Source organism: Arcanobacterium pluranimalium, from assembly GCF_016907845.1.
Lineage (GTDB): Bacteria > Actinomycetota > Actinomycetes > Actinomycetales > Actinomycetaceae > Arcanobacterium_A > Arcanobacterium_A pluranimalium.
Genome location: NZ_JAFBCS010000001.1, coordinates 1,864,127 through 1,887,322, shown reverse-complemented (window position 1 = coordinate 1,887,322; position 23,196 = coordinate 1,864,127). Strand labels below are relative to the sequence as shown.

The following is a 23,196-nucleotide window of genomic DNA, read 5'->3' as shown; positions in this document are numbered from 1 at the left end:
CCAGACGCGGGAAAAATGCGAAAGAATATGAAGGTGTCTCAAGAATTATCTTTTGAATCTGCCCAAACTCGCTGGAATGAACTCGCTGCACTGTTGAGCGCCGCGCAAGTGGCATATCATTCTACGTCCGAGCCGATCATGGTTGATGCGCAATACGATGCGCTCATTCACGAACTGCGTACTATCGAAGATCGCTTCCCGCAGTTGTGGAGTCCAGATTCGCCCACAATGAAGGTGGGATCGAAAGTAACGGGAGCCACGACGCCGTCGTTAAAACACCGTGAACGGATGTACTCTTTGCAAGATGTCTTTTCTAAAGACGAATTGAAAGCGTGGTACACCTCGCTGATGGACGACGTTCCCGCAGGGTCGCGGGTTACGGCTGAGGTGAAAATTGACGGACTTGCACTGAATCTCACGTATCGCAACGGCACCTTGGAGAGCGCTGCAACGCGAGGAGACGGCGTCGAAGGCGAAGACGTTACGCGCAATGCTTTCGCAATTTCGGCGATTCCAGTGCAGCTGGTTGGCGATAATATTCCTGAACTTGTTGAGGTTCGTGGTGAGGTTTATTTCCCGGTTCAGGCATTTGAAGAGTTCAACAGCCTAGTTGAGCAGCGCAATGCGCTTATAGAGGAGCGCAACGCCCAGATTTCCAAAAAGAACGCCGAGATACGCAAGGAAAATGCGCGGATTAAGCAAGAGAATCTCAATCGTATGCCCGCTGAGCAACAGCCGTTGATCCCGCTCAAACGCCGCGAAAACAAACTCAAAACATTCGTCAATCCACGCAATGCTGCCGCAGGATCGTTGCGCCAAGACGATAATTCGGGATTCGCAATCCGATCCCTAGCTTTTATCGCGCATGGAATAGGCGCTCTTGAGGGAGAGAATGTTGACTTAGCAACCGCGGTGCAGACGCAAGAAGGCGTCTATGACGTGTTCAAATCCTGGGGATTGCCGATTTCGCAGCAGACGGAAATTTTGAGTTCATTTGCAGAGATTGAGCGTTTTCTCGATAAATATGAGGGGAAGCGAAATTCTCTCGAACACGAATTTGACGGCGTTGTGATCAAGCTGGAAGACCGTCGTCTGCAGCAAGAACTCGGTTTCACAACGCGCGTGCCCAAGTGGGCAGTTGCTTTCAAGTACCCGCCGATGGAAGTGCAAACGCGCCTGCTCGATATTCGTGTGCAGGTGGGGAGGACTGGTCGAGTAACTCCGTTCGCAGTGATGGAACCAGTAGAAGTGGCTGGCTCAACGGTTTCCCAAGCCACTTTGCACAATCCCACCGAGGTGAAGCGCAAAGGCGTGCTGATCGGCGATATGGTGGTGATTCGCAAGGCAGGCGATATTATCCCTGAGGTGCTTGGTCCGATCCTTAGCGCTCGCGATGGCTCGGAGCGAGAATTTGTGATGCCAACTACCTGCCCAGATTGCGGCGGTCCGGTGCGGGCAAGTAAAGAAGACGACGTTGATCTGCGCTGTCAAAATACCCGCTCGTGTCCTGCACAATTGACGCAGCGGATCGTGCATATCGCTTCGCGTGGCGCTCTCGATATCGAAGCATTGGGCGAGGAGACTGCCCGCTGGCTCGCTTATCCAGACAGTGCGCGCGAGGACGCCCTATTGGCACTTGCTACTGGGCATACTGTGGATTTCCGTGATTTTAACGGCGGTGCCAAGGCGCTTTGTTTGAGTTTTGCACAGCGAAAAGAATTAGGAATTATCGACGACGACGGCGCGGTGCTTGACCCCGAGTACACGGTTGCGCAGCAGGTACTGCAGGAGCTTAACTTTCCACCTGCGCAAATACCGGTGGTGGATTCAGAGGCGGGTTTGTTTGACTTAACTGCTGAAGATCTCCGCGATGTTTGGCAGTGGCAAGAAGTTCGCCGCGGTGGGAAAGCAACGGGTGATTTCAAGTATGTTCGGGCGGCGTGGACTAAACCCCGGGTGAAGAAACACTCACCATCTGAGGATTTTCCTCTTGGTCAGAGCGTGTTAGTTTCTGAGCCATCTAAGACTATCGTTAAGGCACTTGCAGAAATTGAGGTGGCAAAATCGAAAGAGCTGTGGCGCAAGCTAGTGGCACTCAATATTCGGCACGTTGGCCCAGTAGCATCGAAAGCTCTAGCACAGCATTTTGGTTCTTTGGATGCGATACTGGACGCCGGTTTGGAACAGATTTCGCAGATTGAGGGAGTGGGCGAGGTAATCGGCCAGTCTTTGCTGCAGTGGTTCGAAGTTGACTGGCATCGTGAGATTATCGATCGGTGGACGAGTGCCGGAGTGAGTTTTGCTGATGAAACTGCGGCTAATGAGACAGAAGCTGCGCAGACTTTGGCGGGACTGACGATCGTCGCCACGGGATCTTTGCAGAATTTCACCCGCGATTCGATCAATGAAGCTATCGAACGGCATGGAGGGAAAGCGGCTGGTTCGGTGTCGAAACGTACCTCGCTCGTCGTCGTCGGTGAAAATGCCGGATCGAAAGCGACGAAAGCGCAGGCCTTGGGAATTCCTATCTACACTGAGGAACAGTTTGAAGAGCTTATTCGCAGTGGAGAGCTGCGGCAGTAGCGGCCAAGCGTGAGAAGAGCCGTCGGTGTGATTGGCGATCGATACAGCGAAGTCGCGTTATAGTGACGTCGTCTCGCATTATAGCGACACCGTTTTACAGCGATTTGGCGTTACAACAGCGGGCCGAGTGGGCCAAGAATGCGCTCGCCGAGTTTTGAGAGCTTCCCGCGGCTTTCCCACTGCTCGAGCAACAGTTCAGACGTGTTCGTCAGATCGAGTCGGAAAATCTGTTCCATGGAAGCTGCGATTTCTTGAGAATAAATTTCCACGTTTACTTCGAAGTTTCCTGCCATTGAGAGCCGGTCGATATTGGTGGTTCCCACAGTGGACCAGATTCCGTCGACGGTCATTGTTTTTGCATGCACCATTGCCTGTTTGTAACGGAAAATCCGCACGCCACCTTTGAGTAGTTCGGTATAGTGCGGGCGTCCCACCCAGTCTGCCACGATGTGGTTGGAGTATTCGGGGAGGAGAATCCGCACGTCAACGCCGCGTTTTGCAGCTTGCAGTAGGGCAAATTTGAGGCCTTGGTCGGGGATAAAATATCCCATCGTGATCCAGATATTTTTCGAAGCACGGTCGATTGCTTCGAGGTATAGGGCGCGTACTGGAAAAGAATTGAAAGCGGGCGTATTGGTTACGGCTCGCAGGTGAGGAGCCCAGACTCCTGCGCCCATATCTGGCAGTTCGGGTTGGGTCTTGTGGTAGCGGTAAAGATTCCACATATCGACGAAAGCATTTTCGAGTTCCCAAACTTGTGGACCACACACGCGAATGTGTGTATCGCGCCAATGGTGGGCGTAGAGGTCGCCAATATTGTATCCGCCGACGAATCCCACATGAGAATCGACGCAGATAATCTTGCGGTGATCACGCCCTTTTTTGCGTGCTTGACCAGTGATAATGCCTGGTCTTACGAGAGGGAAGAGAATCACGTGAATATTGGGATGCTTCGGGTATCTGCGAAAACTGCGTGGTTGATTGAGGTTTCCCCAAGTGTCGAGAATGATATATACGGACACGCCGCGATGAGCTGCCTCAATAAGCTCATTTTTGAAGATATTTCCGATGCGATCATCTTTCATTATGAAGTTCTCGAAATAGATATGATGCTTTGCTTGCCGAATAGCGTGCAATTGGGCATCGTAGAGGTCTTCACCGTAGGTGTAGATCGTTACATCGTGATCTGAAAGTTTGTTGGTGATCGGGTCAAGGTGAGGAAAATTGCCGTGCTGAGGGTTGCGCCGCTTGCGGTGTGCGTCGATAGCGCTAACGGTTGCGATGGCAGCTGCTTGGGCTGTAAACAGGCCGCCGACGCCCCATTTGACAATCTTTTTGAGCGTCTCTTTTTGCTGCTTCCTCGTCCTAAACATAGGATCATCTTAGCTTATTGCAGTTAAACGAATAGGATTTGGTGGGGAAATACTCTTTTGTGATTTCATGGCTGCGTTTATAAAGGTATTTGTGCAGGCGGACGCGCAGACGAACGTTCAGCCGTTGGTACAGCCGTATACACAGCCGTTTGCACGGCCGTTTGCGCGGCCGTATACACAGCCGTTTGCGCAGGAGGACGTGAATGCCGATAAGAGTTAACACAAAACTGATACGAGTTCGCACAAAGCGGGGCAAAAAACATAGAATGACAGTATGTCGTCATTTTCGAAAGAAGAGGTTGCTCGCGTAGCAGACCTCGCACGTATTGCCCTAACAGATGAGGAAATCGCACAGTTTGCCAATGAGCTTGCTGTTATTTCCGATGCTGTTGCGAAAGTATCAGAGGTTGCATCGGCTGATGTGCCGGCAACTTCGCATCCTATTCCGCTCTCGAACGTGTGGCGTGAGGACGTCGTCGGTAGCGCGGGTGTGGACATCGACGAAGTGCTTGCGATGGCACCAGCGCACGAGGATGGGAAATTCGCCGTTCCACAGATTTTGGGGGAGGAATAATGAACGAAATTCTCAAGAAATCTGCGCTTGAGTTGGCTCAGATGCTGCGCAATCGCGAAATCACTTCGGTTGAGCTAACGCAGCTATGTTTGGATGCGATTGAGCGTTTGGATTCGCGTCTGCACGCTTTCCTTTATGTTGACCGCGAGGGTGCATTGCAGCAGGCACAGGAGGTCGACGACGATCGTGCGGCCGGTCGCGAGCTGCCACAGTTCGCGGGTGTCCCAGTCGCTGTGAAAGACAATATGTGCCAGCGGGGCATTCCAACGACGTGTGGTTCATTGATGCTTGAGGGCTGGAAGCCGCCTTATGACGCTACTGTGATCACTAAGCTGAAGCAGGCCCGTTTGCCGATTATTGGGCACACGAATATGGACGAATTCGCTATGGGTTCTTCCACTGAACATTCGGCTTTTGGATCAACGCGCAACCCTTGGGATATTGAGCGTATTCCTGGTGGTTCTGGCGGCGGTTCTGCCGCAGCTGTTGCTGCCTATTTGGTGCCGTGGGCTTTGGGATCTGATACTGGTGGCTCGATTCGTCAGCCTGGTGCAGTGACTGGAACTGTGGGCGCGAAGCCTACTTATGGTGCCGTTTCACGTTATGGTCTGGTAGCGATGGCCTCGTCTTTGGATCAAATCGGTCCGGTGACTCGCACGGTTGAAGATGCTGCCGCATTACAAGACATCATCGACGGCTACGATCCGCATGATTCGACGTCATTGCCGGATTCTTCGGTCGATTTATTGGAAGCTGCTCGCGAGTTGAACGATGCGCAGGATTTGAGCGGTTTGCGAATTGGCTTGGTTGAGCAGATGCAAGGCGAGGGTTACTCGCAGGGTGTGCTTGACGTCTTTAATGCCACTGTGGAGCATTTGCGCGAACACGGTGCACAGATCGTCACAGTTTCGTGCCCGTCTTTTGAGTATTCGCTTGGTGCATACTACCTGATCATGCCAGCGGAAGTTTCTTCGAATCTGGCGCGCTTCGACGGCGTGCGCTACGGCAATCGCGTTGAGCCGAAAGAAGGGCCTGTGACTGCCGAGACGATGATGAGCGCTACTCGTGGCGCAAAATTCGGCACGGAAGTGAAGCGGCGTGTCATTTTGGGAACGCACGCTCTTTCTGCAGGCTATTTTGATGCCTACTATGGCTCGGCGCAAAGAGTGCGCACTTTGGTGCAACGCGATCTTGATGCAGCGTTTGCACAGTGTGACGTGTTGATTTCTCCTACTTCGCCTACTGTTGCTTTCCGCTTTGGTGAGAAGTCCAATGATCCTATGGCGATGTACATGAACGATATTGCTACTATCCCGGCAAATTTGGCCGGTGTGCCGGCGATGTCGGTTCCAGCAGGTCTTTCGGAAGGGCTCCCCGTGGGAGTGCAGGTCATCGCGCCTGCTCATGAGGACGCTCGGATGTACAAATTCGCAGCTGTTATTGAATCGCTTGCGACTGACGACGCTACACAATGCCCAGTTGAGGCACTGGAGGAGGCTCTGTAATGGATGAATTGATGGATTTCGACAGCGTTGTGGCGAATTTTGATCCAGTTTTGGGTATCGAAGTTCACGTGGAATTAGGTACCACCACCAAGATGTTCGATGCTGCTCCTAACGCATTCGGCGGGGAACCGAACACTTTCACCACTCCGGTTTCGCTCGGAATGCCTGGTGCATTGCCGGTTGTGAACAAGAAAGCTATCGAGTACGCGATTCGTCTTGGTCTGGCATTGAACTGCAAGATCGCCGAATCATGCCGATTTGCACGCAAGAATTACTTCTATCCTGATTTGTGTAAGAATTTCCAGACGTCCCAATCTGATGAGCCTCTGGCTTTTGATGGATATTTGGACGTTGAGCTGGACGACGGCGCAGTGTTCCGCGTCAATATTGAGCGCGCTCATGTTGAGGAAGACGCCGGAAAGAACACTCACGTTGGAGGCGAGGGTCGTATTCAGGGCGCTAGCTATTCGTTGGTTGACTACAACCGTGCAGGTGTGCCGCTTGTCGAGATTGTGACTCGGCCGATTGAAGGTTGTGGAGCGCGCGCCCCGGAAGTTGCTGCGAAGTATGTGCAGACGATTCGTGATATTGCTCGGGCAATCGGCGTTTCGGAAGCGCGAATGGAGCGCGGAAATGTGCGAGCAGATATTAACGTCTCCTTGCGTAAGACGCCGCAGTCTCCACTTGGTACGCGTACTGAGACGAAGAATGTGAACTCTTTCCGAGCCATTGAACGCGCTGTGCAGTACGAAATGTGCCGTCAGGCGGCGGTCTTGGATTCCGGGGCAGAGGTGTTACAAGAGACTCGCCACTGGCAAGAAGCCGATTCGTCTACGTTGTCTGGTCGTGTGAAGTCGGATGCGGATGATTATCGCTATTTCCCAGAACCGGATTTGGTGCCTTTGCAGCCGAGCCGAGAGTGGGTTGAGGAGATTCGAGCCTCGCTTCCTGAGCTACCGGCAGCAAAACGTCGTCGTCTCATTGAAGAATGGTCAGTTTCCGATCTGGAAATGCGCGATATGGTGAATTTGGGCGTTCTGGATCTGATTTCTGATTCTGTCGAAGCCGGCGCAACACCTGCAGGTGCACGCAAGTGGTGGATGGGCGAGTTGGCTCGCTATGCCAAAGAAAATGAGATTGAAATCGACGACGTTCCAGTCACCGCTGCTCAGGTGGCTGAACTTGACCAGCTCGTAGAATCTGGCAAACTCACCGATAAGCTTGCACGTCAGGCTCTTGAGGGCGTGTTGGCCGGCGAAGGCGATCCGGCTGAGGTTGTTAAAGCTCGTGGGCTTGAGGTGGTCTCTGACGATGGCGCACTCAATACCGCAGTTGACGAAGCTTTAGCTGCAAATCCAGATGTGGTTGAGAAGATTCGCAGCGGAAAAGTTCAAGCTGCAGGAGCAATCGTCGGTGCCGTCATGAAAGCTACTGGCGGTAAGGCAGACGCTGCTCGCGTACGAGAAATCATCATGGAGCGTGTACAAGCTCAGTGATTTTGCTTGCGCCAAGTGGTCATAACAATCCACTTGCGTGATCCCACACTGTGTTAGCGGGGGGGGGGCGGGAGATTTTATCAAATCTCCCGCCCCCCCCACGAAACAAGTGCATCCATATATGGGATGGTCTGCCCAATGTGCGAAAAATGTGCAATCCTTAATCTCGGTGACTATTTTGGTCAGTCACAGATTCTTCGAGGAGTAGATTGACATGAGTTTAACAATTCCTACATATACAGCAACGATGCGCTGTGAGATTGCCACGGATCCTCATTCGATCCCGCGTCTCGTACAAACCGTGGCCGATTGTGGAGCGATGGTTTACGGTATCGACGTTGTGAAATCTGATGACGACAAAATCCTTGTAGACATCACGATGAACTGTACTGACTATGAGCATGCCATCGAAATCCGCGAAGCATTTGAAGATATCGACGACGTCGTCGTACATGGCATCCACGACGCCACTATCCAAGCTCATCTTGGTGGCAAAGTGGAAGTGGCATTGAAGCGTCCATTGAAAACGCGACAGGACCTATCGCGAATCTACACCCCCGGCGTCGCACGCGTATGCGAACTGATCGCCGAAAATAAATCGGAAGCTCGTCGTCTTACTATCAAACGAAATACGGTTGCCGTTATCTCGGACGGAACTGCTGTGCTTGGTTTAGGGGATATCGGTCCTGAAGCTGCGATGCCTGTCATGGAGGGTAAAGCGGCTCTGTTTAAGAATTTTGCGAGTGTTGATGCCTGGCCGATTTGTTTGGACACGAAAGACAGCGAAGAGATCATTGCAATCGTCAAAGCGATAGCGCCCGGATTTGGAGGGATTAACCTCGAAGATATCTCTGCTCCGCGCTGTTTTGAAATTGAGCGCAGACTGCGTCAAGAGCTCGATATTCCCGTATTCCATGACGATCAGCATGGCACGGCAGCGGTGACGTTGGCTGCGTTGATTAACGCATTGAAAGTAGTGCACAAAAAGATTGAAGATGTGCGTATCGTCGTCTCAGGCGTAGGTGCAGCTGGTAATGCGATTATTCGGCTTTTGCTTCGCGAAGGTGCAAAGGATGTGATTGGCTGTGGTCGCGCAGGGTCTTTGGGAAGATTCCGAGAGGAAGCAGATCCTGATCGGCAGTGGCTCGCTCAACACACTAATCCGCGCAATGTTGATGGTTCTTTGAAAGAAGTTCTGAAGGGCGCAGACGTGTTCATTGGCGTATCGTCGGGAAATATTTTGGAAGGTAGCGATATTGCCACAATGGCTGATGATGCAATCGTATTTGCGATGGCGAACCCAACTCCTGAGGTAGACCCGATTGCGGCTGGGGAATACGCCAAAATTGTGGCAACTGGCAGATCCGATTTTCCGAATCAGATTAATAACGTGCTGGTATTTCCTGGGTTGTTCCGCGGACTGCTCGATATTCGCGCACGAGAGATTACCGACGAGATGCTTTCGGTGACTGCTCGAGCATTGGCAGAGGTTGTTGAACCAAAAGAATTGAATCCAAGCTTTATTATTCCTGGTGTGTTCCACCCCGATATTGCTGAGCGAGTGGCGAATGCGATCAGATTAGAGTTTGAAAAGAGTGGGGCAGGGATTAAGAAATAAGCAGTGCAAATACCGTGCGTATTGCGCGTGAGGTATGTGCGTATCGCATGTGAGGCACGAATGCGGTTGGAAGCTCGAAAACGTTGATAATTCGCCAAAAAAGCGTTATGTGATCAGCGACACCGCTCGTGGAATTGACGTGGAGAGTGAAACTTCTATAAAGTAAATATCCGTTGCGGCGGCGCGGAAAACGATGAAAATCGAAAGCGTCGGGCAACGAATCTTCAAGTTAATTGAAGTTGCTTCCCTGGTGGATGGCTCCTCTTTTTGTGGGGTTGTTTGTTGGGTGTGGGTTTGTTGTTTGGGATCTCAATAGTGTGTCAGCTTTTTATGATATGTTTTGTTGTCTGGCTGGTTGGGGCTGCTGTTTGGTGGTTTTGGCTGGTTGGGTGATGTTTTTTGGCTGGCTGGGTGCTTTTGCTGCTGCTTGTTTGTGGTGGTGGGGGTGTTTGGTTGGCTTTTTTGTTTTTTGTTGAGTCTGTTTTGGGCTTTTCATGTATGGATTGGATGCTTCTGCTGCTGTTGTGGTGGTGGGGGTGTTTGGTTTTTTGTGGAGAGTTTGATCCTGGCTCAGGACGAACGCTGGCGGCGTGCTTAACACATGCAAGTCGAACGATGAAGCTTCTCGCTTGCGGGGGGTGGATTAGTGGCGAACGGGTGAGTAATACGTGAGTAACCTGCCCCTGTCTTTGGGATAAGCCTTGGAAACGGGGTCTAATACTGGATATTCTGCTGTTCTCGCATGGGGATGGTTGGAAAGATTTTTTGGATGGGGATGGGCTCACGGCCTATCAGCTTGTTGGTGGGGTGATGGCCTACCAAGGCTTCGACGGGTAGCCGGCCTGAGAGGGTGACCGGCCACATTGGGACTGAGATACGGCCCAGACTCCTACGGGAGGCAGCAGTGGGGAATATTGCACAATGGACGCAAGTCTGATGCAGCGACGCCGCGTGGGGGATGAAGGCTTTCGGGTTGTAAACTCCTTTTAGCACTGAACAAGGCTTTTTTGGGTTGAGGGTAGGTGTTGAATAAGCGCCGGCTAACTACGTGCCAGCAGCCGCGGTAATACGTAGGGCGCGAGCGTTGTCCGGAATTATTGGGCGTAAAGAGCTCGTAGGCGGTTTGTTGCGTCTGCTGTGAAAGACCGGGGCTTAACTCCGGGGCTGCAGTGGGTACGGGCAGACTAGAGTGCGGTAGGGGTAACTGGAATTCCTGGTGTAGCGGTGGAATGCGCAGATATCAGGAGGAACACCGATGGCGAAGGCAGGTTACTGGGCTGTTACTGACGCTGAGGAGCGAAAGCATGGGGAGCGAACAGGATTAGATACCCTGGTAGTCCATGCCGTAAACGTTGGGCACTAGGTGTGGGGCCTTATCCACAGGTTCTGTGCCGTAGCTAACGCATTAAGTGCCCCGCCTGGGGAGTACGGCCGCAAGGTTAAAACTCAAAGGAATTGACGGGGGCCCGCACAAGCGGCGGAGCATGCGGATTAATTCGATGCAACGCGAAGAACCTTACCAAGGCTTGACATGCACTGCGATGTTCTAGAGATAGGGCAGCCTTCGGGGTGGTGTACAGGTGGTGCATGGTTGTCGTCAGCTCGTGTCGTGAGATGTTGGGTTAAGTCCCGCAACGAGCGCAACCCTTGTCTTGTGTTGCCAGCACGTTATGGTGGGGACTCACGAGAGACTGCCGGGGTTAACTCGGAGGAAGGTGGGGATGACGTCAAATCATCATGCCCCTTATGTCTTGGGCTTCACGCATGCTACAATGGCTGGTACAGAGGGTTGCGATACTGTGAGGTGGAGCGAATCCCTTAAAGCCAGTCTCAGTTCGGATTGGGGTCTGCAACTCGACCCCATGAAGTCGGAGTCGCTAGTAATCGCAGATCAGCAACGCTGCGGTGAATACGTTCTCGGGCCTTGTACACACCGCCCGTCACGTCACGAAAGTTGGTAACACCCGAAGCTCATGGCCTAACCGCGTTTGTGGGGGGAGTGGTCGAAGGTGGGATTAGCGATTGGGACGAAGTCGTAACAAGGTAGCCGTACCGGAAGGTGCGGCTGGATCACCTCCTTTCTAGGGAGCCCTGTTTTTGTGGTGGCCACTGTTGTTGTGGTGGTTGCTTTTTGTTTTGGGGTTTTCTGTGGGTTGTTGTGGGAAGTTGGCATGCTGTTGGGGTTCGGGATAATTGGTTCCGTGCTGCCTGTGTCTGGATATCGCTGTTGTGTGGTGTTTGGGTGTGGTGTTGGTGTGGTGGTTGAGAATTGTATAGTGGACGCGAGCATCTTTGGTTTTTTGTAAGTGTTTAAGAGCGTTCGGTGGATGCCTTGGCATGTAGAGCCGATGAAGGACGTTGTAGCCTGCGATAAGCCTCGGGGAGTTGGCAAACGAGCTGTGATCCGAGGGTGTCCGAATGGGGAAACCTGGCCAGAGTTATGTCTGGTTACCTGCGTCTGAATGTATAGGGCGTGTGGGGGGTAACGTCGGGAAGTGAAACATCTTAGTACCGGCAGGAAAAGATATTCTGTGAGTAGTGGCGAGCGAAAGCGGATGAGGCTAAACCGGGTGTGTGTGATAGGTATCAGCTGTTGCATGTCCGGGGTTGTGGGATGCGTTTGTGGGTCTTCTGATAGGGGCCCGGGGAGTGAGAAAGTTGTGGTGTAGGTGAATAGGTTGGGAAGCCTGACCGTAGAGGGTGATAGTCCCGTAGGTGAAACATTGCAGCCTCCCTAGAGTGTGTTCCCGAGTAGCACGGGACTCGTGAAATTTCGTGTGAATCTGCACAGACCACTGTGTAAGCCTAAATACTCTGCGTGACCGATAGTGGATAGTACCGTGAGGGAATGGTGAAAAGTACCCCGGGAGGGGAGTGAAATAGTTCCTGAAACCGGACGCTTACAATCCGTCAGAGCCTTCTTGGTGGGGGGTGATGGCGTGCCTTTTGAAGAATGAGCCTGCGAGTTAGTGGCATGTAGCGAGGTTAACCTGTGTGGGGTAGCCGTAGCGAAAGCGAGTTTTAAAATGCGTTGTAGTTGCATGTTCTAGACCCGAAGCGGGGTGATCTACCCATGGGCAGTGTGAAGCACGTGTAAGAGCGTGTGGAGGCGCGAACCCACTTCAGTTGAAAATGGAGGGGATGACCTGTGGGTAGGGGTGAAAGGCCAATCAAACTCCGTGATAGCTGGTTCTCCCCGAAATGCATTTAGGTGCAGCGTTGCGTGTGCTTTGTGGAGGTAGAGCGACTGGATGGCCGATGGCCCTGACCGGGGTACTGACGTCAGCCAAACTCCGAATGCCATAAAGTTGAGCGTGGCAGTGAGACTGCGGGGGATAAGCTCCGTAGTCGAGAGGGAAACAGCCCAGACCATCGGTTAAGGCCCCTAAGCGTGTGCTAAGTGGGAAAGGATGTGGAGTTGCTGTGACAACCAGGAGGTTGGCTTAGAAGCAGCCATCCTTGAAAGAGTGCGTAATAGCTCACTGGTCAAGTGATTCTGCGCCGACAATGTAGCGGGGCTAAGTACACCGCCGAAACCGTGGCAGCAAGAATATTTTTTGTTGGGTAGGGGAGCGTCGTGCGTGAGGTGAAGCAGCCGTGTGAATTGCTGTGGATTTCGTACGAGTGAGAATGCAGGCATGAGTAACGAATGATGGGTGAGAATCCCGTCCGCCGAATGACTAAGGGTTCCAGGGCCAGGTTCTTCCGCCCTGGGTTAGTCGGGTCCTAAGGCGAGGCCGACAGGCGTAGTCGATGGGCAACCAGTTGTTATTCTGGTACCGGTGAAAGACCGATCAATGTTGAAGCTTGTGATACTAACCATCCTTGATGCTGTGTGATCCTTTCGGGGGTTGTGTGGTTGATGGCGTGGGATCTGAACTTGTGTGTAGGCAAGCGTGTTAACAGGGGTGACGCACAGTGGTAGCTTCCGCGTGGCTAATGGCTTGCCACGTTTAACAGCGCAGCCCGTTCCTTAGGTAAATCCGGGGGACATGGAGGGTGAGGCTGGATGATGACCCAATTTTTTGGGGAAGTAGGGTGATCCTGTGGTGCCTAGAAAAACCTCGACGCGAGGTCTGAGCCGCCCGTACCCTAAACCGACACAGGTGGTCGAGTAGAGTATACTAAGGCGTTCGAGTGAATCGTGGTTAAGGAACTCGGCAAAATGCCCCCGTAACTTTGGAAGAAGGGGGGCCTGATCCTTGAAGATCTTTACGGTCTAGGGGTGATGGCCGCAGAAACCAGGGAGAAGCGACTGTTTATCAAAAACATAGGTCCGTGCGAACACGTAAGTGGATGTATACGGACTGACGCCTGCCCGGTGCTGGAAGGTTAAGAGGAACGGTTAAAACCCTTTGTGGGTTTGAAGCTGTGAATTTAAGCCCCAGTAAACGGCGGTGGTAACTATAACCATCCTAAGGTAGCGAAATTCCTTGTCGGGTAAGTTCCGACCTGCACGAATGGCGTAACGACTTCTCCACTGTCTCAACCGCGAACTCGGTGAAATTGCATTACGAGTAAAGATGCTCGTTACGCGCAGAAGGACGGAAAGACCCCGGGACCTTTACTATAGCTTGGTATTGGTGTTTGGTACGGTTTGTGTAGGATAGGTGGGAGACTGTGAAGCATGCACGCCAGTGTGTGTGGAGTCATTGTTGAAATACCACTCTGATCGTGCTGGATGTCTAACCTTGGACCATGATCTGGTTCAGGGACAGTGCCTGGTGGGTAGTTTAACTGGGGCGGTTGCCTCCTAAAAAGTAACGGAGGCGCTCAAAGGTTCCCTCAGCCTGGTTGGTAATCAGGTGGCGAGTGCAAGTGTACAAGGGAGCTTGACTGTGAGACTGACAGGTCGAGCAGGTGCGAAAGCAGGAACTAGTGATCCGGCGGTGGCTTGTGGAAGCGCCGTCGCTCAACGGATAAAAGGTACCCCGGGGATAACAGGCTGATCCTGCCCAAGAGTTCATATCGACGGCATGGTTTGGCACCTCGATGTCGGCTCGTCGCATCCTGGGGCTGGAGTAGGTCCCAAGGGTTGGGCTGTTCGCCCATTAAAGCGGCACGCGAGCTGGGTTCAGAACGTCGTGAGACAGTTCGGTCCCTATCCTCTGCGCGCGTTGGAAACTTGAAAAGGGCTGTCCCTAGTACGAGAGGACCGGGACGGACGAACCTCTGGTGTGCCAGTTGTACCGCCAGGTGCATGGCTGGTTAGCTACGTTCGGAAAGGATAACCGCTGAAAGCATCTAAGTGGGAAGCCTGCTTTAAGATAAGGTTTCCATACAACCTTTGGGTTGTGTGAGGCCCCCTATAGACCATGGGGTTGATAGGCCAGACGTGGAAGCCCGGTAACGGGTGAAGCTGACTGGTACTAATGGCCGATCACTTACAACAAAACAAGTTTCAAAGACTGTTTCGCGTCCTCTATACAATTCCCGACCACCAAACCATGAAGCATGGTGTTGATTGTCCAACCGTTTTGACGGTGGTCATAGCGGCAGGGAAACGCCCGGTCCCATTCCGAACCCGGAAGCTAAGCCTGCCAGCGCCGATGGTACTGCACCCGCGAGGGCGTGGGAGAGTAGGACACCGCCGTCACCCAAACCACTGGCCCTGGAAACACAATGTTTCCAGGGCCAAAAAACACCCAAAACAAAAACACACACAAACAACACCCAAAACAAAAACACACACTCGTGTACTGAAACCACACACACCAGCCCGGCCATAATTCAGCAAATCAACGAACACCCAACCCAAACCTGATCATAAAAAACAAGTGGTGCCCCACAACCCACAAGCCACAGGACACCACACATCAAACCCTGGCCATCAAGCTATTTTCTGAATGTTTGGGTATGGCTCAAGATCAAGATCTCGCAGCATTATTACGATACGTCCGGATTATAAGGCTGAGCGTCGAAGTTATCGGGTACGGAGTCGTGATCCGAATCGCGAGTATCTCCTGCTGAAATAGCGCGGTAGCGCACATTGCGGGGAATTAATATGATCGATGCGAGCAATGCTGCCGTCAGTGATGCGAGCAGTACTCCAACTTTGGCAGCGTCGTTGTGCGCAGTACCGAGGGTAAAGCTGAGTTCGCCCACGAGTAACGACACAGTAAAACCGATCCCTGCCAATGCACCTACGCCCACCAAGTCAACCCAACGAATTTGTGTGTCGAGGGAGGCTTTCGTCAATTTCGTTACGATATACGTGGAGACGACGATTCCCAAAGGCTTACCAATGCAAAGACCTGCCAAAATGCCGAGCGTTAAAGGCGAAACCAGCGCATCGCTGAGGCCGGTCCATCCGCCGAAATTCACTCCTGCCGAGAAAAAGGCGAAAACCGGTACTGCGATACCACTAGACAGTGGACGAAAACGGTGCTCGAGCGTCGTCGACAAACTCTTAGTACTGGGGGACTGTTGCACCGGCGTCGTGGCAGTTCTCTCAGGAATACGCGCATTAGCTATACGCGCAGGAACTGCGAGTCCGAGAATAACTCCGCTGATCGTGGCATGAACTCCCGATTCGTGCAACAAGATCCAGGCCAAAACTGCGAGCGGCAAGAGAATCAACCAATTTGCCCACACATGGTGTGCGAAGAACTGTGGAAATTTTTGCACGGCAAAAGCGAACAACAGCACTGGAATAGCGAACAGCGCTAATGCGAGGTAGTTGATGCTCTGCGTGAAGAAAAGGGCGATAATTGTGATGGCGATGAGGTCGTCGACAACAGCGAGTGTGAGTAGAAAAATGCGCAAAGGCGAGGGTAAATGCGATCCGATAATCGCTAGCACGGCGACGGCGAATGCGATGTCAGTGGCGGTAGGAATCGCCCAACCCGAGATTGTTGCAGGATTGGATATGTTCACCAGTAAAAAGATTCCTGCGGGTATCAAGACGCCGCCAAAAGCTGCCACAACTGGCACAAGTGCTTTGCGAGGACTGCGCAGGTCTCCTGCCACGAGCTCGTGTTTCAACTCGAGGCCGACGAGAAAGAAAAACACAGCTAACAGACCGTCTGCTGCCCATTTGCCCACTGATAAGTCAAGATGGAACCATCCTGTTGAAAAACCGAGTTTCGTATCGCGCAGTGCAAAATACGCATCAGAATATGGAGAATTCGCCCAAATAATTGCGATTATTGATGCGATAATAAGGGCGATTCCGCCGGTAGTTTCTTTGCGTAAAATCTGGCCGATTCGTTGAAATTCCGAATACGATCCAGGGGAGAATACGGTACTTGCACGTTTTGCGAGCTGCGTCATGGTTTCCTTCGACAGTTAGGTACATGTAGTGTCGACCAGACTTCCCGACGCGCCCTCTCAATACCCTATCGAAGCAGATTTTATCGAAGCAAGTTATTAGGATAGAACACACTTTTCGTACCGTGAATTGGATTTTGTAGCGCATTTGTGGCATGAATAGCGTATGCTCAACCCTTACGCTCAGCTCAATGGGCCAGCACATACCTATGTAGATGTGCGGCCATCATACCCGCAGCAGATTCTTGATGTGCTGGCGCTGGATTCCACCATGAAAGTAGCTGACATCGGCGCCGGGACGGGAAAACTGACGCAGACATTATGTAGTAGTGGTGCGCAGGTCTGGGCGATTGAACCAGCACCTGATATGCGTGCGGCATTCACAACTGCGCTCGGTGATTTCCCAACAGAACGACTACGCGAGGCGAGCGCTGAGGATACCGGCCTGCCGGCGTCGTCGTTTGATCTGCTCACCTATGGACAATGCTGGCACTGGCTCGATGCTGGCCTCGCCCAGCGTGAAGCCTTGCGAATCCTCACTCCAACTGGGAGGATCGCGATTATCAATAATCAACTTGACGTGTCGATCCCGTGGGTACATCGGCTGACTCGGATTATGCGCTCAGGAGACGTGCATCGTTTTGATCGTCCGCCTGAGCTGAGCGCGGCTTTTACAACGCCACAGTTTTTCTCGTGTGCTTGGGAAGATCATTTGACGGTCGAACAGGTTTTTGAACTTGGCACCACGCGCGCATCGTGGATTCGGTCGACGGAGGAAAATCGTCGCAAGATGCGTTCGAACCTCGCCTGGTATTTGCGTGAGCATTTAGGGTACGACGACGATACACCAGTTGTCTTGCCGTATCACACCTATGTATGGACGGCGCAACGTCGCTGAGGTTCATGGCGGTGAATTATTGGGCGGGTGGTGCATCGGTAAACGCGGCGAGAACTGTGCACGGGCTGTTCAGGGCGTAGGGGCTGCTCGGAGCGAGAGAGTCTGCTTAAAGCAAAGGGACTGCTCAAAGAATGAACGTCGCCCGAACTTTTCTTCGCAGGTGCTTTAGGATAGTGGAAACAGTTGAGCGAAGGAGAGAAAATGCCGCAATTGCGTTCAAAAACGTCCACTTCGGGGCGAAATATGGCGGGTGCGCGAGCACTGTGGCGCGCAACAGGCATGCGAACCGAAGATTTTGGCAAGCCAATCATTGCGGTAGCAAACTCTTTCACTCAATTCGTGCCTGGTCATGTGCATTTGAAAGACATGGGTCAGCTGGTTATCAAGGCTATTGAAGAAGCTGGCGGAATCGGCAAAGAATTCAATACGATCGCGGTCGACGATGGCATTGCCATGGGCCACGGCGGTATGCTCTACTCTTTGCCATCGCGCGAGTTGATAGCTGATTCAGTGGAGTATATGGTCAATGCGCACTGTGCAGATGCGTTAGTGTGTATTTCGAACTGCGATAAGATCACGCCCGGAATGCTTATGGCTGCGCTGCGGCTCAACATTCCCGTTATTTTCGTGTCCGGTGGGCCAATGGAGGCAGGAAAATCGGTGGCAGGGGTGGTCGAGCATAAGCTCGACTTAGTTGATGCCATTGCGAAATCCGCCGATGACTCCATATCTGACGATGAGCTCGCTCAAATTGAGCACAATGCTTGCCCGACCTGCGGTTCTTGCTCTGGAATGTTCACAGCTAATTCGATGAACTGTTTAACTGAAGCATTGGGGCTTTCGCTGCCTGGTAATGGATCAACGTTAGCCACTGCACGCAGGCGTAAGGAGCTGTTTATAGAGGCTGGGCACCGCATCGTTGAGCTGTGCGAACGTTATTATACGAATGACGACGACTCCGTGCTCCCACGCAATATTGCCACTCGAGCTGCATTTTTGAACGCGATGGCAATGGATATTGCGATGGGAGGATCAACGAACACGATTTTGCACACCCTGGCTGCGGCTCAAGAAGGGCAGATCGATTTTACGCTCGCTGATATTGACGGTCTTTCACGGAAAGTGCCGTGTTTGGCGAAAGTAGCGCCTAATTCGACGCGCTACCATATGGAAGATTTTCACCGTGCTGGTGGTATTCCAGCTCTGCTAGGGGAATTGAGGCGAGCAGATCTTCTCAACACTGAGGTGCATTCGGTTCATTCTCCTGATTTAGATTCGTGGCTCACCCAGTGGGATATTCGATCTGCTGATCCGCGCCCTGAGGCTTTAGAACTTTTCTCAGTCGCGCCGGGCGGTGTGCGCACAACCCAACCTTTTTCGCAAGATAATCGATGGGCATCGCTCGATAATGATGCGGAAAAAGGGTGTATTCGCAGTGTAGAGAATGCATACACTGCTGATGGTGGCCTGTGTGTGCTGTATGGAAATTTGGCGCAAGACGGCGCAGTTATCAAAACTGCGGGAATTGATGAAGAACTGTTTAATTTTACTGGCCCGGCGCGGGTGGTCGATTCTCAAGAGCAGGCCATTGATCTGATTCTGAGCAAGAAAGTTCAGCCAGGTGACGTGGTAGTGATTCGGTATGAAGGACCGCGAGGCGGGCCAGGAATGCAAGAGATGCTCTATCCGACGTCGTTCTTGAAAGGCTTGGGACTCGGCAAGAGCTGTGCGCTGATCACTGATGGGCGATTCTCGGGCGGAACATCAGGTTTGAGCATCGGACATATTTCTCCCGAGGCTGCAGCAGGAGGTTTGATTGGTTTGGTTCACGACGGCGACGCCATCGTGATCGATATTCCCCGGCGTCGTTTGGTACTTGACGTGGACGACGACGAGCTGGAACGTCGTCGTATTGCACAAGGGGCGACTCCTTGGAAAGGGAAGCGGGATCGAGTAGTATCAAAGGCACTCGAAGCCTACGCAGCTATGGCTACCAGCGCAGATAAAGGGGCAGTGAGAGTTATTCAAGGTTGATTAAAATGATAATTGGGCAGCTAGGACTAGAAATTTATGCGCGATAGATTTCTAGTTCCTTGTGTTACTCAGGGACTGTTGCCCTATAAAATACAAAATTGGCCGTAGATAATTGAATCGTCCACAAAATGTTGGGTCGAAGTAGCGAAGGGGCTATTGTGACAATACTTTTGCAGTATCTTGCCGATCATCATGTGCTTTTTACTTTCCTCCTTGTTGGGGTTGGCATGTTCCTCGGTGAGATTAAGGTCAAAGGCGTCAGTTTGGGAGCTGCCGCAGTACTATTTCTTGCGATTGCTATTTCCGCATGGGGCGTTTCTGCTGGTGTTGCAGCTAAATCCTCGCCTGGTCATGGCGGAATGATTATCGGAGCGGATGTGGGAGTTATTGGGCTCGCACTCTTCGCTTTCGCAATTGGAAATAGCTCAGGAAAGAACTTTTTTGCGGCATTAAAGCGCGCAACAGGACCAATCCTTGGCATGGTTGCGGTGTTGTCTTTTGCGGCAACAACCGCGTATTTTGTTGGACGTTTCGTCTTTGATATGGATGCAGCTCTGATCGCTGGTACATTCGCCGGTGGTATCACCAATACACCTGCGCTCGCGGCTGCTGGTGAAGCTTCTGGTAATGAAGCGTTGGCAACTGTTGGATACGCTGTAGCATACCTATTTGGCGTGCTTGGCATGATTCTTGCAGCTGGTTTAGCTTTGCGTTCTGGAAAATATGACACTGACGCACCTGCAAAAGTAACGCATATGAACGTGCGCGTCGAGCGTGAAGATCTTCCGACGATCAAGACTGTGATTGCCCATATGAATGGGACTATTGAGATTTCGCGTATGCGCCAAGGCGAGACCGGAAAAATTTGGATTCCTGCTGAAGACGACGTTATCCATAAAGACGACCTGCTCACGGTAGTTGGAAGCCTCGATGCGGTGAATGTGGCAGTGGAGTATTTGGGTCACGAGTCGAGTCACTCACTGCGTTCTGATCGGCGAATGCTCGATTTCCGGCGTATTATCGTCTCCAATCATTCCTTGGCTGGGCGCACTGTGGCTGAACTGGACGCAATGCTGGAAGAAAAATGGGGCGCGAAGATTTCGCGTGTGCGCCGTGGAGATACGGATTTCTTAGCAATCCCAAATCTGCAAGTAGAACTGGGTGACCGCATTCGCGTGGTTGGTCCAACCTACAAACTCAAAGAAATTTCTAAGTGGTTTGGCGACTCTGCACGCGGCCTTTCTGATATCAACCCAGTTGCGCTGGGATTGGGATTGGCGTTGGGCTATTTCATTGGCGAAATCGAGATTCCTATCCCAGGTGGTGGACACTTTGCCATTGGATACGCTGCCGGCATTTTGATCATCGCACTTTTGATGGGTTACTTTGGCAGAATTGGCAAGCTTGTGACGGCACTACCTTTCTCAACGAACCAGGTTATCGCTGAAATTGGCTTGCTGATGTTCCTCGCCAGAGCAGGTACAAATGCCGGACCGCAGATTGGAAACGCTTTTACCGGTGGCGATTGGTGGAAGATCCTCATTCTTGGCGTTGTTATTACGACGACGGTTGGTATCGGTTTGCATCTCGTGCAGCGAGGTATTTTTAAGATGGGCGGAACCCAACTCTCTGGATTCATGGGTGGTACGCAAACTCAACCTGCAGTATTGGGTTTTGCAAATGCCAGAACTGCAGCCGATCCGCGCGTGGCAGTTGGGTACGCTCTTGCATACCCCGTTGCCATGATCGTCAAGATCTTGCTGGCGCATATTTTGGGCGCACTATAGTCTTGCAGAGCTGGTATAACGGTAAACGCAGTGGCAAGTTTACCGCAAAGCTCAAGATATGCTCAGTGGAAAACTGGGGCATAGGCCAAATGTAAGACCGAAATTGGAAAAGGTCAGAAACTGGTAAAAATCAGAAACTGGTAAGTCCAACTGAATAGGGAAGAGGAGGTAGCCGCGGCTACCTCCTCTTCTGTCAACTGCTCAATCTCTCAGCTGCTGAGCTTCTTAATGTTTCAGCTTTTCAGCAATGACAGTTTCGAGATCTGTTAATTAAGATCTTGAGCTAGCTTAGGCAGTGAAGTTGTTTATGTTTGTGCTGTCCAGATACCCGAGCGTTGGAACTGTAGGGATCTTTTCGATACGCCAATTCCGGTCGGTGAGGATGCGCGCTGTGGCAAGACCGAATCCGATACTTGTGATGATAAACAGCAGCGTGAGCATTGAATCAAGCGCATTTGAAATATCTTGACCGTTCGTCATTGCCGACATCGCTCGATAGAGAGGAACACCTGGAATCATCACAACTACGGCTGGTACCGAGAGCGTTACTCGGGAGTAGTGCGACTTGCGTGATATCACATGCGCAATCAATCCGGCAATGAGCGCAGCAAGACCCACAGCAGCGATAGGGTTCATCCCAAGGTCTTTAACGGTGAGTCGAGCAACGTTGATGAAAGCGCCATTGCACGCAGCTAATAGGCAAGCCAACGGTGGCGCGTTAAACAACATTGCAAAGCCATAGGCAGCAATAAAGGTTGCAATTGCGCGGCCAACCAGCAACCAAGCGAACGAGAGCGAATATCCGGCGTGAACGTCCATAATTCCCCAGTCGGCGATTTCAGAAAAGGCCCACACCGCCGTCGCCGTCGAAATCAAGAGCATGACGACGTAAGCGCCGCGGGAAATACCTGCGCTAAAATCTTGGCGAATCAAGTCGAGGATCGAGGTTACGAGTGGGAATCCTGGAACGAGGAAGAGTACGGCACATACCATGCCCGCCTGATGAGAATCAATAAGATTAGCGGCGTGAAGTAGTACGACGATCCCGGTGTAGACGCCTGATGCCACGAACCCACAAACCATCCAGACGAAGAAATGGTTGTAGTGCTTAGCGAGGAGCTTCTTTCTTGAGTACTGGCCGATCATAGCGGCGAAGAATACACTCAGACATTCTACAATTCCACCAAGGTTCAAGAATGTGAACCCTGCACAAGCAAAGCCGGAGGCGAGAGCCGAGATCACATTCGTGTAGAGCAATTTGCTTGAATGGATCTTTTCGATCTCCGCTTCTGCATCTTCAACCATGAGACCCGATGGTGGAAGACCTTGAATGTAGGCGTTGAAACGATCAATTTTATCTGCGTTCACGCCATGATTACGCTGTTCAACAACCTCTGAACGGAAAGTTCCGTTCGCCCAGGCTGTGGCAGTGATAGAGGTGTAATTTACTTGAACGTGGAGTTTTTCAATGCCCACAGCGCGCGCGAGTCTTTGCATTCCGTCTTGCACGCGGTAAGCAGAAGCTCCCACGGCGAGCATATATTGCCCAAGTCGCAAAACCACATGGGTTTGGTGAGCAAGGCGGCTGTGTGCCGCTACTGATGCTGTGTATTCATTCTGATCGTCTTTATTCACGGTTGGAACTCTAGTTCCTCAGTTATGAGATCAAAAGGATTAATGACCTAAAGGAGGTCAGTTTAACTGTGTTGTTCGAAACACAGCCGTTTTACCTTGGAAAATATTTCCGTTTTGTGGCGAATGTGAAGCTTAACAGTGCTGTGTTATTGCCAACGCTTTGGTCGTCTCGGCGTAACGCGCGGCTGCTTCAGCGTAATTTGAGATAATTTACCACATAATGAGATAAGTCGGAATGGATTTTGTGCCACTTGCTCAGTTGCATAGTATGAAAACATGAACAAACAACAGTCGCTTATTATTCAGCGCACCAGCAGGTGAGCTGAATGCGGCTGGTGCGCTCCCCTCGAAACTCTCGAGGGGTTTTTCTTACCCACGCAAGGCCGAGCGGCCAAAAAATCTACATCTAGCAAAGGTTAGGGAT

Annotated in this window: 12 protein-coding genes and 3 rRNA genes; 11 read left to right on the top strand and 4 right to left on the bottom strand. The window is 51.9% G+C overall.

Features of this window, described 5'->3' with window-relative positions; genetic code table 11:
• Positions 1-27 precede the first annotated feature (27 nt).
• Entirely contained in the window at positions 28-2,583 is a 2,556-nt protein-coding gene (locus JOD55_RS08105) for an NAD-dependent DNA ligase LigA (RefSeq protein WP_239539198.1), read from the top strand.
• A 110-nt stretch (positions 2,584-2,693) separates the two neighbouring features.
• Here JOD55_RS08105 and JOD55_RS08100 read toward each other — a convergent pair whose 3' ends face one another.
• Positions 2,694-3,956: a phospholipase D-like domain-containing protein gene (locus JOD55_RS08100; protein ID WP_204399499.1), complete on the bottom strand. Its 1,263-nt coding sequence runs from the start codon at positions 3,954-3,956 to the stop codon at positions 2,694-2,696.
• A gap of 274 nt (positions 3,957-4,230) precedes the next feature.
• Here JOD55_RS08100 and gatC point away from each other — a divergent pair, with 274 nt between their 5' ends.
• From gatC to JOD55_RS08080, 4 genes are all read left to right on the top strand, one after another.
• Positions 4,231-4,530: an Asp-tRNA(Asn)/Glu-tRNA(Gln) amidotransferase subunit GatC gene (gene gatC / locus JOD55_RS08095; protein WP_204399498.1), complete on the top strand. Its 300-nt coding sequence runs from the start codon at positions 4,231-4,233 to the stop codon at positions 4,528-4,530.
• The gene (gene gatA / locus JOD55_RS08090) at positions 4,530-6,035 is read left to right on the top strand and encodes an Asp-tRNA(Asn)/Glu-tRNA(Gln) amidotransferase subunit GatA (RefSeq protein ID WP_204399497.1); all 1,506 of its coding nucleotides are present in this window, start codon (positions 4,530-4,532) and stop codon (positions 6,033-6,035) included. Before gatC ends, gatA begins: the two co-directional genes overlap by 1 nt.
• The gene (gene gatB, locus JOD55_RS08085) at positions 6,035-7,531 is read left to right on the top strand and encodes an Asp-tRNA(Asn)/Glu-tRNA(Gln) amidotransferase subunit GatB (RefSeq protein ID WP_204399496.1); all 1,497 of its coding nucleotides are present in this window, start codon (positions 6,035-6,037) and stop codon (positions 7,529-7,531) included. The genes gatA and gatB overlap by 1 nt, the downstream gene beginning before the upstream one ends.
• A gap of 214 nt (positions 7,532-7,745) precedes the next feature.
• A complete protein-coding gene (locus JOD55_RS08080) occupies positions 7,746-9,149 on the top strand; it encodes an NAD-dependent malic enzyme (protein WP_204399495.1) in 1,404 nt (467 codons plus the stop codon).
• A 328-nt stretch (positions 9,150-9,477) separates the two neighbouring features.
• Here the strand turns inward: JOD55_RS08080 and JOD55_RS08075 are convergent, their stop codons facing one another.
• On the bottom strand, positions 9,478-9,645 hold the full coding sequence (locus JOD55_RS08075) for a hypothetical protein (protein WP_204399494.1): 168 nt from the start codon (positions 9,643-9,645) through the stop codon (positions 9,478-9,480).
• Positions 9,646-9,696: 51 nt separating this feature from the next.
• On the opposite strand from JOD55_RS08075, the gene JOD55_RS08070 reads away from it, so the two are divergent.
• The 3 genes from JOD55_RS08070 to rrf all read left to right on the top strand — a co-directional run bounded on the left by JOD55_RS08070 (position 9,697) and on the right by rrf (position 14,745).
• Positions 9,697-11,230, top strand: a 16S ribosomal RNA gene (locus tag JOD55_RS08070).
• Positions 11,231-11,449: 219 nt separating this feature from the next.
• Positions 11,450-14,541, top strand: a 23S ribosomal RNA gene (locus JOD55_RS08065).
• A gap of 87 nt (positions 14,542-14,628) precedes the next feature.
• A 5S ribosomal RNA gene (gene rrf, locus JOD55_RS08060) occupies positions 14,629-14,745 on the top strand.
• The 16S, 23S and 5S rRNA genes sit together here, the layout of an rRNA operon.
• 290 nt (positions 14,746-15,035) lie before the next feature.
• On the opposite strand, the gene nhaA is transcribed toward rrf, so the two are convergent.
• On the bottom strand, positions 15,036-16,421 hold the full coding sequence (nhaA, locus tag JOD55_RS08055) for a Na+/H+ antiporter NhaA (protein ID WP_204399493.1): 1,386 nt from the start codon (positions 16,419-16,421) through the stop codon (positions 15,036-15,038).
• Positions 16,422-16,584: 163 nt separating this feature from the next.
• On the opposite strand from nhaA, the gene JOD55_RS08050 reads away from it, so the two are divergent.
• The 3 genes from JOD55_RS08050 (at position 16,585) to JOD55_RS08040 (ending at position 21,137) form a co-directional block, all read left to right on the top strand.
• The gene (locus JOD55_RS08050) at positions 16,585-17,316 is read left to right on the top strand and encodes a class I SAM-dependent methyltransferase (protein ID WP_204399492.1); all 732 of its coding nucleotides are present in this window, start codon (positions 16,585-16,587) and stop codon (positions 17,314-17,316) included.
• A 243-nt stretch (positions 17,317-17,559) separates the two neighbouring features.
• Entirely contained in the window at positions 17,560-19,350 is a 1,791-nt protein-coding gene (ilvD, locus tag JOD55_RS08045) for a dihydroxy-acid dehydratase (RefSeq protein ID WP_239539197.1), read from the top strand.
• Positions 19,351-19,508: 158 nt separating this feature from the next.
• Complete coding sequence (locus JOD55_RS08040; RefSeq protein WP_338022234.1) at positions 19,509-21,137, top strand: aspartate:alanine exchanger family transporter; 1,629 nt, start codon at positions 19,509-19,511, stop codon at positions 21,135-21,137.
• 288 nt (positions 21,138-21,425) lie between these two features.
• Here JOD55_RS08040 and JOD55_RS08035 read toward each other — a convergent pair whose 3' ends face one another.
• The gene (locus tag JOD55_RS08035; RefSeq protein ID WP_338022233.1) at positions 21,426-22,772 is read right to left on the bottom strand and encodes a threonine/serine exporter family protein; all 1,347 of its coding nucleotides are present in this window, start codon (positions 22,770-22,772) and stop codon (positions 21,426-21,428) included.
• Positions 22,773-23,196: the final 424 nt, after the last annotated feature.